The 11036-nt window shown below is 71.6% G+C and carries 9 protein-coding genes; 3 read left to right on the top strand and 6 right to left on the bottom strand.

The window, feature by feature from the left end; translation table 11 throughout:
• Positions 1 to 166: carbohydrate-binding protein (locus E1294_RS57875; RefSeq protein WP_342775157.1), on the top strand; the 166-nt coding region annotated here is incomplete at its 5' end.
• A 118-nt stretch (positions 167 to 284) separates the two neighbouring features.
• Here E1294_RS57875 and E1294_RS48415 read toward each other — a convergent pair.
• The 4 genes from E1294_RS48415 to manB form a co-directional block, all read right to left on the bottom strand.
• The gene (locus E1294_RS48415; RefSeq protein WP_246083809.1) at positions 285 to 2033 is read right to left on the bottom strand and encodes a substrate-binding domain-containing protein; all 1749 of its coding nucleotides are present in this window, start codon (positions 2031 to 2033) and stop codon (positions 285 to 287) included.
• 79 nt (positions 2034 to 2112) lie between these two features.
• The gene (locus E1294_RS48410; RefSeq protein ID WP_132518939.1) at positions 2113 to 4716 is read right to left on the bottom strand and encodes a bifunctional FO biosynthesis protein CofGH; all 2604 of its coding nucleotides are present in this window, start codon (positions 4714 to 4716) and stop codon (positions 2113 to 2115) included.
• Between the two features lie 48 nt (positions 4717 to 4764).
• Entirely contained in the window at positions 4765 to 5661 is an 897-nt protein-coding gene (locus tag E1294_RS48405; RefSeq protein WP_132518937.1) for a DNA-3-methyladenine glycosylase family protein, read from the bottom strand.
• Between the two features lie 30 nt (positions 5662 to 5691).
• A complete protein-coding gene (gene manB / locus E1294_RS48400; RefSeq protein ID WP_246083808.1) occupies positions 5692 to 6771 on the bottom strand; it encodes a mannose-1-phosphate guanylyltransferase in 1080 nt (359 codons plus the stop codon).
• A 295-nt stretch (positions 6772 to 7066) separates the two neighbouring features.
• Between manB and E1294_RS48395 the strand changes: the two genes are divergently transcribed.
• Positions 7067 to 7717: a hypothetical protein gene (locus E1294_RS48395; protein WP_132518933.1), complete on the top strand. Its 651-nt coding sequence runs from the start codon at positions 7067 to 7069 to the stop codon at positions 7715 to 7717.
• Between the two features lie 260 nt (positions 7718 to 7977).
• Here E1294_RS48395 and E1294_RS48390 read toward each other — a convergent pair whose 3' ends face one another.
• Together E1294_RS48390 and E1294_RS48385 are read right to left on the bottom strand one after the other, a co-directional pair.
• On the bottom strand, positions 7978 to 8895 hold the full coding sequence (locus E1294_RS48390; protein ID WP_246083807.1) for a lysylphosphatidylglycerol synthase domain-containing protein: 918 nt from the start codon (positions 8893 to 8895) through the stop codon (positions 7978 to 7980).
• A 71-nt stretch (positions 8896 to 8966) separates the two neighbouring features.
• A complete protein-coding gene (locus E1294_RS48385) occupies positions 8967 to 9794 on the bottom strand; it encodes a class I SAM-dependent methyltransferase (protein ID WP_132518931.1) in 828 nt (275 codons plus the stop codon).
• Between the two features lie 92 nt (positions 9795 to 9886).
• Here E1294_RS48385 and E1294_RS48380 point away from each other — a divergent pair, with 92 nt between their 5' ends.
• Entirely contained in the window at positions 9887 to 10963 is a 1077-nt protein-coding gene (locus tag E1294_RS48380) for an SPFH domain-containing protein (protein WP_132518929.1), read from the top strand.
• Positions 10964 to 11036 lie beyond the last annotated feature (73 nt).

The following is an 11036-nucleotide window of genomic DNA, read 5'->3' as shown; positions in this document are numbered from 1 at the left end:
GACCGACACCCCGACGACCCCCTCGGGCACCTGGAAGGCCGGCACGGCATACCCGACCGGCAGCACGGTGACCTACAACGGCGCCACCTACCAGTGCGTCCAGGCGCACACCGCCATCGCCGGGTGGGAACCGCCCAACGTTCCCGCCCTCTGGCGGCGCGCCTAGCACGGCGGAAGGGGGCGTCCCGCGCCCCCTTCACGCACCGACCTTCCCGCACCACCCCTTCGCGCCCTCGTCATGCGTTCCCTTCACAGGCCCATTCACGGCCCTCTTCACGCGGCCCTCAGGTCGTCGGCTTGCAGGTGGGGTGGCACAGCCGACGGGCCAGGGCGGCGAGGAAGACGTCGATGATCTCCCCCGGCTCCTTCGCCGCGTGCAGCGAGCCGTTCGTGGCAGCCGCGATCTGCGGCAGGCTCGCCCGGTCCACGTCCTTACCGAACGCGATGATGATGATCTGGACGGGCCTTTCAGGGTCCCACCCGCGCCGCAAGGCGTCGAGGAGTCCCGCGAGGTCAGTGCCCCTGCCGTCGTCGCGGCTCCCGGTGATCACCAGGAGCGCGTTGTTCATCTCCTCGCGGTAGTCGCCGGTGACCTTGCGGAAGCCGCTGAGTATCGAGTCGTAGAGCGAGCTGTCCGCCTTCGGGTGGGCGGTCATCGTGCTGGTCAGCTCGTCCAGCCGGCTGCGCCGGATCACCTGCCCCGACTCGGGTTCGTTGATCGGCCCGAGCGTGACCCGCTCCCGGTAGCCCTTGATGCCGCCGAGCCGGTCGGCGAACTCCCAGAAACCCATGTGCGTGGAGTCGGGGAACAGCCGAAGCCCGATCTTGGCCGCGTCCAGCGCCACCCTGATCTTGGTGTCGCCGTTCAGCTTCTCCGCCATGTGCTTGGAGGCGTCGGTCAGCACCAGGATGTTCGTCGGCGGGGCCAGTCTGCTCCAGGCGGCCAGCGCCGCGTCGATGTCCTGCGGCGACACCGACGGCCTCGTCTTCGGAGCCTCCGAGGGGATCTGCGGCCCAGGAGAGATCGGCCCCTGCCGCCCGTCTCCCGACCTGAACCCGGCCCGCCGTACGATCTCCTGGGCCTGCGGCCCCTCCAGCCAGCCGGCGAAGGCCGCGGACGCCTCCGCGACCGCCGGGTCGGTAGCGGTGACCACGTACGGATAGTCGAGGTTGATCGTGCCCTCGCGCGGGTGCAGCGCCACCACCGGGTCGTCCGACGGGCGCAGGTTGTGCTGCCACACCGACTGCTCGGGGACGATCACGACCGGTCGCTTCCAGAACGTGCGGTCGTCGACCGCGTCCAGCATGCTGCGGTAGTCGGGCGCAGAACCGGCCTGCGCCCACCGTACGAACGCGGTCAGCGCCTTGTCGGCCTCCGGGCCCGTGCCGACGACGTCCCTGGCGGCGGCCACCGTGGCGATGCCGGCCCCGGCGAGGGACGGGTCGGGCACGCGGACGATGTCGGGCTCGTCCTCGGTGGGCGTCAGCCGCCCGCGCACGGTCGACGGGAAGACCATCCGCCAGTTCATCTCGGTCTTGCCGACGGAGAACCGCTCGGCCAGCGACTGGCGGGTCGCGAACACGAGCGGCGACGTGGCCATCACGCTCTCGCCCGCGGGCAGCGCGCTCGCCCCTTGCTGGCGGGCCAGCCTGATCCACGCGGAGGAGTCGGCGATCCAGCCGTCGGGCCGCTCGCGCAGCATGCCCGCCCGGTCGCCGATCAGCGTGCGCAGGACCGTGGCCGGCGGGTGCTCGGTCACCTGGACCAGCACGCACCGGCCGCCGACCGCCGTCTTCGCCTCGTTGAACCGCCCCGCGGCCTCCATCGCCGCCGGCGCCACGTCGACCGCGGCCGCCACGCTCACCAGAACAGGCTCTCGTGCGCTGCACAGCACACCCCCGCCGCCGAGCACCGCGACGGCGCCCGCCGCGACGATCGCCACGGCCGTGAGCGTCGCCAGCATGCCCCGCCGGAACGCCTTCCTGCGCCGCCGCTCAGGGGGCAGCGCGGCACGGTGCCGACCCAACCGCACGGTGAACCTCTCTCCGGGGAGTGACGATTCTTCCAGCGCCTCCCGTGGCGGGCGCAAGCCTTGTTAGAACATGTTATAACTAGGCGATCGGCAGGGCCCTCCTGACGCTCTGGCACACGCCGTCACTCGCCTGCGAGGCCCGCAGCCGCTCCGCCGCCGGGGTCGCGTACTCCGTGGTGCGCTGCCTGGCCGGGCGGCCCGCGACCTCGACCATCTCCCGCAGCTCGCTGATGGTCTTGTAGGAGCCGTTCTCCGAGCCGGCCATCCGGCTGATGGTCTCCTCCATGAGCGTGCCGCCGAGGTCGTTCACGCCGCCCTGGAGCACCTGGCGGCACAGGTCGTCGCGGAGCTTGACCCATGAGCACTGAATGTTCTTGATCGCGCCGTGCAGGAGGATCCTGGCCAGGGCGTGCACGGCCCTGTTCTCCTGCGCCGTGGGGCCCGGCCTGGCGAGGCCGGCCAGGTAGATGGGGGCGCTGGTGTGCACGAACGGCAGCAGCACGAACTCCGAGAACCCGCCGGTCCGCTCCTGAAGCCGCCGGATCAGCTTGATGTGCCTGACCCAGTGCAGGTGGTTGTCGACGTGCCCGTACATCATGGTGGACGTCGTGGGAATGCCCACGTCGTGGGCCGTGGTGATCACCTCGACCCATTCGGCGGCCGGCAGCTTGCCCTTGGTCAGCACCCACCGCACGTCGTCGTCGAGGATCTCGGCCGCCGTCCCGGGCAGCGAGTCGACGCCCGCCTCCTTGGCCGCCTCCAGCCAGGCGCGGACGGACATGTTCGTCCGGCTCGCGCCGTTGATGACCTCCATCGGGGAGAACGCGTGCACGTGCATGCCCGGCGTCCTGGCCTTCACCGCCCTGGCGATGTCGAAGTACGCCGTGCCGGGCAGGTCGGGGTGGATGCCGCCCTGCATGCACACCTCGGTCGCCCCGGCCTCCCACGCCTCCTGCGCCCGGTCGGCTACCTGGTCAAGGCTCAGTGTGTACGCGTCGGCGTCGGTCCTGCGCTGGGCGAACGCGCAGAAGCGGCAGCCGGTGTAACACACGTTCGTGAAGTTGATGTTCCTGTTGACGACGTAGGTCACGTCATCCCCGGCCGCCTCCCTGCGCAGCCCGTCGGCGATCGCGGCCATCTCGTCCAGCGCCTCGCCCTCCGCCCCGAGCAGCGCGACCGCCTCGGCGTCCGTCAGGCCCGCGGGATCCGCCTCAGCCCGCCTGAGCGCCGCCCGGACCTCACCCGGCGTCACGGTGCCGCCCCTCGCCGACGCGGCGGGATCGAGCACGGCGGGATCGGACGCGGCGGGATCCGGGGCGAGACGGTCGCGGAGCGCGGTCCAGTCGCCGTAGACGTGGTCGAAGTCGTCGCGCCGGTCGCGGGTCCGCCCGGTCGTGTCGACCTCGACATGCAGATCCACCCTTCCCGACGCGACGAACCCTCCATCGGGTTCCTGCCACGGCAACCCGCGCAGGACCGCGTCCTCCCTGGCCAGCCCCGTGGCCGGGTCCGCCAGGGCGGCCACGTGCCCGAACAGCCGCGGGTCGAGCCAGGGCTCACCCGCCACCACGTACTCGGGATAGATCGTCAGCCGCTCCCGCAGCCGGAAGCCCGTCTCGGCGGTGCGCGCCGCGAGGTCGTCGATCTGCGGCCAGGGCCGCTCCGGGTTCACGTGGTCGGGCGTGAGCGGCGACACCCCGCCCCAGTCGTCGATGCCCGCCCGTATCATGAGCGCGTACTCGGCGTCCACCAGGTTCGGCGGCGCCTGGAGGCGGACGCGGGGCCCGAGGACGAGGCGGGCGACGGCGATGGTGGCCGCCAGCTCCTGCAGGTCGGCGTCGGGCAGCCCGCGCATGGCGGTGTCCGGCTTGGCGCGGAAGTTCTGGACGATGACCTCCTGGATGCCGCCGTACTCGCGGGCCACCCGCCGGATCGCGAAGATCGACTCCGCCCGGTCCTCCACCGTCTCGCCGATGCCGATGAGGATCCCGGTCGTGAAGGGCACGGCGCTGCGGCCGGCGTCCTCCAGCACGCGGAGCCGCACGGCCGGGTCCTTGTCCGGCGATCCGTGGTGGGGCTGCCCCTTCTCCTCGAACAACCGCCGCGACGTCGTCTCCAGCATCATCCCCATGGACGGCGCGACGGGCTTGAGCCGCTGCAGGTCGCGCCAGCTCAGCACCCCCGGATTGAGATGCGGCAGCAGCCCGGTCTCCTCCAGCACCCTGATCGCCATGGCCCGCACGTACGACAGCGTGTCGTCGTAGCCGTGCGCGTCGAGCCACTCGCGGGCCTGGTGCCAGCGGTCCTCCGGCCGGTCGCCCAGCGTGAACAGCGCCTCCTTGCAGCCCATCGCCGCCCCCTGCCGGGCGATCTCCAGCACCTCGTCGGGGCTCAGGTACGGCGACTCCAGCTTGTGCGGCGCGGTCGCGAACGTGCAGTAACCACACCGGTCCCGGCAGAGCCGGGTCAGCGGGATGAACACCTTCTTGCTGTAGGTGATGACATCCTCGCGACCGGCGGCCGTCAGCCCGGCGTCGCGTACGCGGGAGGCGTGATCGAGCAGGGTGTCGAGCCGTTCGCCCCGGGCGTGCAGCAGGATGGTCGCCTCGGCGACGTCGATGGCCTTGCCGTCGCGGGCGCGGGCGAGAGCACGGCGGAGCGCGGAATCGCTGACGAGACTCATAAGGGCACAGTACGTGGAGCTGAGTTCGCCGCTCGCACCCAGGGCGGCTCAGAACGCCCGGTAGTCGCGCACGGGCATCCGCGGTCCGCGGGCGGGCGGGCGCAGCCCGGTGAGCCAGACCAGCACCGCGGCGCGGTGCCGATGCCCTTCGTACGGCTCCAGCAGCCGCAACATCCCCCGATCGTCGGTCTTCTCCCCCGTCAGCGCGTAGCCGACGAGCTTGGCCAGGTGGAAGTCGCCCACGCTCACCGCGTCGGGGTCGCCGAGCACGCGCTGGCGCACCTCGGCCGACGTCCACACCCCGATCCCCGGCAGCGCCCGCAGCAGCCGGTCGAGCTCTTCCGTGGTGGCGGCGGCCTCCAGCTTGGCGGCGTGCCAGGCGGCGTTCGCGATGGTCCTGGCGCGCACGGCTTCGGCTCCCGCGCGGTGCCAGTGCCAGCTCTGGATCTGCCGCCACACCGCGGTCTCGGGCACGACCCGCATGCCTTCGGGAGCGGGCCCCGGCGCGGGCTCGCCGTAGCGGGTGAGCAGCCAGCGCCAGGCCCGCCACGCCTCCTGTCCGACGACCTTCTGCTCCAGCACGGCGGGGACGAGGGCCTCCATGACGCGGCCGGTCCTGCCGATCCGCAGACCCGGATTTCTCCGTACGGCCTCCGCCAGGACCTCGTGCCTGACGCTGAATCCCGAAACATCGTCGTGAGCTCCCAGCAGCGCCGGCAACGTCTCCAGCGCCCACTCCGCGCCCGGCCCCCACGCCCGCCCGTGCACGGACCCGTCCTCGACGCTCACCCGCAGCGTGCAGGGCCCGTCGGGGGTCCTGGACGTGCGCCACACGGCCCGGTCACCGCTCCGGCGCCAGGTGGGGTCGCCGCCACCACGCCGGTGCGGCTGCAGGGCCAGCCCCACGTCAAGCGGCCCGCCGGGCTCCCACCTGCGCTCCTTCACCTTTACAGTGTGCCGCGAGCGTGTGGCGTCTCAGACGTCGCTGGAATAGCGCACCGCGCGTTCGGGCAGCGCGATGTCGGGCCAGACCCGCACGCCGTGTTGCAGCTCGTTGCCCGGCCCCACGACGGCCCGGTCGCCGATCACCGCCTCGTGCACCACCGCGCCCGCGCAGACCCGCGCCCCCGTGCCCACCACGGAGTCGGTCACGACGGCGCCGGGCTCGATGACGCAGTCGTCGAGCAGCACCGAGCCGACGACCGAGGCTCCGGCGCCGACGACGACCCGCGCGCCCACGGCAGTGCCGCCCTGCACCTTGGCCTCGACCGAGACCCGCGCCCCGTCGAGCGCCAGGTATTCGCCCGTGGCCCCGGGCAGCGCGGGCGAGCCGAGCCGGCCCAGCACCAGGTCGCGCGACCCGCGTACGAACGCGGCGGGGGTGCCGACGTCGAGCCAGTAGCTGCGGTCGGCGTAGCCCAGCACGAGCTCCCCCGACTCGATCAGCCCGGGGAACGTCTCCCGCTCCACCGACACGACCTCGTCGCGCGGGATCGAGTCGATCACCGACCGGGTGAAGACGTAGCAGCCGGCGTTGATGCGGTTGGTCACGGGGTTGGGGGTCTTCTCCAGGAACGCGGTCACCCGCCCGGATTCGTCGGTCGGCACGCATCCGAATCGGGTGGGATCGTCCACTTCTGTCAAATGGAGCGTTACAGCGGCCCGTTGTGCGAGGTGTGTGCGCACCTGATCGCCGATGTCGTGCCCGGAGAGGATGTCGCCGTTGAGGATGAGCACGGGGTCGGAGGGGCCAGAGGTGAGCGCCTCCGCGGCGTTGCGGATCGCGCCGCCCGTGCCGAGGGGTGTCTCCTCCGTCATGTATTCGAGCGAGAGCCCGAACGCCGACCCGTCGCCGAAGGCGGGCTCGAACATCGCCGCCTTGTAGGACGTCGCGAACACGATCCGGCGCACGCCGAACGATCGCGCCCTGGCGAGTTGGTGGGCCAGAAACGGCACTCCGGCGGTCGGAAGCAGCGGCTTCGGCGTGCCCAGTGTCAGCGGACGCAGGCGCGTGCCCTGCCCCCCGACCAGGAGGATCGCCTCGAGGTCTGGCAAAGAGCTCTCCATCACTCCGTGAGGTTACCGGACTATTCGATCGCGCGTTGATAGGAGCTGAGATGCGCCTCCGCCGAGGCGTCCCAGGTGAACTCACTGGCCCGCGCTCCCGCAACCGCCGCCCGCGGTCAGGGCGTGAAGACCACATGGGTGTCCAGGCCTGAGACCCATGCTACGGGCTGGCCGGATACCTCACGGCGACATCACCTGAACGATAAAGTGTTCGATTGTGAGGCTGGTGGTGCGTGAAACTCCTGACGACGCCCGAGCAGGAGGCGGCGCTGGAGGCCACGCTGTGCACTGTCAACAAGGCCGCCAACCTGGTTTCGCGCACCGCTTCCAGCAGCGGTGTTTCCGTAACTTCGACCTGCGCAGGCACACCTACGAGCAGGTCAAGGCCGCCTGCGGGCTGGCCGCGCAGCCAGCCCAGCACGTGATGAAGAAGGTCTGCGACGCCTACCGCACCCTGCATGCCAACCTGGCCGCCGGAAATCTCGGCAAGCCGGGATCGGCGCGGCGGGTCAAGGCCGAAAGCAAACCGATCTCCTTCCGGCCCGGAGCGGCCCAGCCGTACGACGACCGCTGCCTGTCCTGGCAGCACGGGGACCGGACGGTGTCGATCTGGACGGTTGCCGGGCGGCTGCGCGGCATCGCGTTCACCGGCTCGGCCCGGCAACTGGCGCTGCTGGCCGCACACCGCAAGGGTGAGTCCGACCTGGTGTGGCGGGACGGCATGTGGTTCCTGCACGCCACCGTCGACGTGCCGGACATCGCGGCCACCGCGCCGCACGGGTTTCGCGGGGTGGATCTGGGCATCGCCGACATCGCCACCACCAGTGACGCGGCCCGTTACAGCGGTAAGCGCCTGAACGCGGTCCGGCCCGCAATCGTGAGCTGCGCCGCCGCCTGCAGGCCAAGCGGACCAGATCGGCCAAGCGGCTGCTGAAACGGCGTCGCCGCAAGAAGGCGCGCTTCGCCGTGGACGGTCAACCATGTGATCGCCAAGCAGATCGTGACCGAGACAGAACGCACCGGGCGCGCCATCGCTCTGGAAGACCTCCAGGGCATCCGCGAGCGGGTACGGCTTCGAGGCGGGCTGGGCAGTGAGTCACGCTGCCTAACGCGGACCGGACCGTCTACGCCATCGACGGCGAGGAGTTGCAAGCTCGGTCGTTCACGACCGAGAAGATGACCTTATGACCAGCGTCAGTTGCGACGTGCGGCGATTCCCGCAAGCCCGGCGCAGATCAGGTCACCCACGATGATGACGACACGGGACGTGAGCGCCACCGCGATCGCGGGGCCGGCGGCCAGATGAGGGGCCAGCACCCCGACCATGACGACCTCCCGCACCCCCGCGCCGGCCGGCACGACGAAGGTCAGGATGCCCAGGCACCAGGACAGCGCGAAGGCGCCGATGGCGAAGAGCAGCCCGCCCTGGGGGGCGATGAAGAAGAAGTGCACGCCGTACGCGGTCCAGCCGGCCAGCGCCCAGCCCAGCGCGGCGAGCATGCCGCGGCGGGTGAGCGGGCGTTCGAGCGGCTCGCGCTTGAGCCGGCGAAGGGCGTAGCCGATCACGCCGTTGACGACCTTGGGTTCGAGCAGGACCAACAGCAGGGGGAGGAACAGCAGCAGCCAGCCGTAGCGGTCCCAGCCGAGCGTGACCAGCGTGACGAGCAGGCCGGTGGCCAGCTGGATCGGCATCATCAGGAAGAACGCCGCCGCGCTGCGCGAGCGCGGCACGCCGAGGTCGCGGCCCATCTCCATCTGTGCCAGCACGGGCCAGATCGCGCCGGGGATGTATTTGCCGAGCTGGCCGACGAAGAAGACCTTGGCGGCCGCTCTGAGTGGCAGCGGAGAGCCGAGGTCGGACAGCAGGGTGCGCCAGATGAGCATGGCGCCGAGGAGCGCGGCGACCACCGCGACCAGCGCCCCGGCCAGCGCGGGCCACGTCAGGCCGGCGAATCCGGCCACCACGTCGTCCCACTGCCCGGCCACGGCCCATCCGCCGAACCCGAGCGCGATCAGCAGGAACACGTATCTGATCGCGGTCCGCGCCGCGGACCGCCTCGGGCGGGCCGCCCCCTCGCCCACGCCGGCCAGGCCGTCGCTCACACCGGTCACGCCCGGCACGCCCGCGCCCGATCCGCCCGCATCGGAACCACCCGGGACGCCCGCACCCGATCCGCCCGTGCTCACAGCGGGCGGACCGGCTCGGGCGGTTGCGGCAGCGCCGCGCCGGCGGGCCGCCGCGGCTTCTTGGTCGCCACCCACAGGTAGGTCGGCACGACCGGCAGCAGCAGCCGCAGCACCCCGCGCGGCGCCTTGGCCAGCGCCCCCCGCACCACCCTGCCCAGCGCCCCCGGGAACAGCTCGGACCCGGCGAACCTGGTGGGCGTGGCCAGCACGGGGAACGTGTAGTCCCACACGTGGAAGGCGCGCAACATCCTGCGCAGCCCGCGCCGGGTGCGGAAACGTTCGTAGTAGTGGTCGGCCCGGCCGAACGCCCGCACATAGCGGTCGGCGGCCGCCGGCGGGAGATAGGACAGGAACGGCAACTTGTAGTGGGGCTCCATGACGCCGAGCCGGTTGCCGAGCCCGAGATAGAGCATCCCGTCGTCCGACAACACCCGGTGCATCTCGGCCACCACCGCGTCGGGTTCGACCACGTGCTCGTAGATGTGGTTGAACACCAGCACGTCGATCGAACCGTCGGGGAACGGCAGCGCCGTGCCGTCGCCGCACACGAACGCCACCCGTTCGCCGAACCGGTCGGCCGCCTTGCGCAGCCCCGGCACGTCGATGTCGATGCCCATGGTGTGCTTGGCCCCGGCCTGCGCGAGCTCGTCGGCGATGAACCCGGCCGAGCAGCCCACGTCGCCCACGGTCAGCCCGCCCAGCGGCCCGTGGAAGTGCTCCAGCACCGCGATGATCTTCGCAGCCTTCCGCCTCCGCTTCTCCTCGTCGAGCATGGCGGACTGGAATTCGCTGTATTCGAGCTGCGCGACCCGTTGCTTCACCACGCTGGCCACAGTACCGACCTCGGCGCCAATCCGATGTCAAGCCGCTTTGGTACGGTGGCCGACCTGGCTCGGAACCGGCGAACGGGGGCGAAGTGACGTTCTTCGACAAGATCAGGGGCGAGTTCATCGACATCGTCGAATGGCTCGACGACAGCCGCGACACCCTGGTCTGGCGATTCCCCCGCCACGAGAACGAGATCAAGATGGGCGCCCGGCTCGTCGTCCGCGAGTCGCAGGTCGCCGTCTTCGTCAACGAGGGCCAGATCGCCGACGCGTTCGCGCCGGGGACGTACACGCTGGAAACCCGCAACCTGCCCGTCCTGTCCACGCTCAAGGGCTGGAAGTACGGGTTCCAGTCCCCGTTCAAGGCCGAGGTGTACTTCGTCAGCACCCGCCAGTTCGCGGACTTCAAGTGGGGCACACAGAACCCGATCATGGTACGGGACGCGGAGTTCGGGCCGGTGAGGCTGCGGGCGTTCGGCGCGTACGCGGCCAGGGTGATCGACGCCCGCGCCCTCCTGCGCGAGCTGGCGGGGACGGACCCGCAGTTCCGCACCGAGGAGGTGGAGGGCTACCTGCGGCAGATGGTCGTGGGGCGGCTCGCCCACGCCCTGGCCACCGCCGGCGTGCCGCTGCTCGACCTGGCCGCCAGGCAGCACGAGATGGGGCGGCGGCTGGCGGAAGCGCTGACGGCCGACCTGGCGGGCGTGGGCATCGCCATCCCGACGTTCACCATCGAGAACATCTCGCTGCCGCCCGAGGTGGAGCGGGCGCTGGACAAACGCTCGCAGATGGGGATCGTGGGCGACCTCGGGCAGTACGCGCGGTTCCAGGCGGCCGAAGCGCTGGAGAACGCCGGCGGGGCGGGCGAGGGCATGGGGCTGGGCGTGGGCATCGCCGCCGGCCAGCAGATGGCCGCGGCGCTCGCCCCCCAGAACCAGCCGGACGCCCGGCAGGGGCCGCCGCCGCTGCCCGACGACGACCCCTGGTATCTCGGGGTGGACGGCGAGCAGCGCGGGCCGTTCGGCGAGGCCGGCCTGGCCGCCGCCGGTCTCACCCCCGACGCGCTGGTGTGGCGGGCCGGGATGCCGCAGTGGACCCCGGCCCGCGACGTGCCGGAGCTCGCGTCCCTGCTCCGCGGCACACCGCCGCCGTTGCCACCCTCCTGACCCCGCCGCCTGACCCTGCCGCCTGGCTTAGGGCCCCGAGAGGACCTCCCGTGAGCTTCCCCACCCAGACCCC

This window comes from Nonomuraea diastatica (assembly GCF_004349015.1).
Classification (GTDB): Bacteria; Actinomycetota; Actinomycetes; order Streptosporangiales; family Streptosporangiaceae; genus Nonomuraea; species Nonomuraea diastatica.
The sequence above is the reverse complement of the archived record's forward strand: the minus strand, read 5'-3'. Positions and strand labels throughout refer to the sequence as shown.

Coding starts and splice junctions, on each gene's coding strand:
- E1294_RS48410 (WP_132518939.1), bottom strand. CDS start 4,716: ATGAGTCTCGTCAGCGATTCCGCGCTCCGCCGTGCTCTCGCCCGCGCC.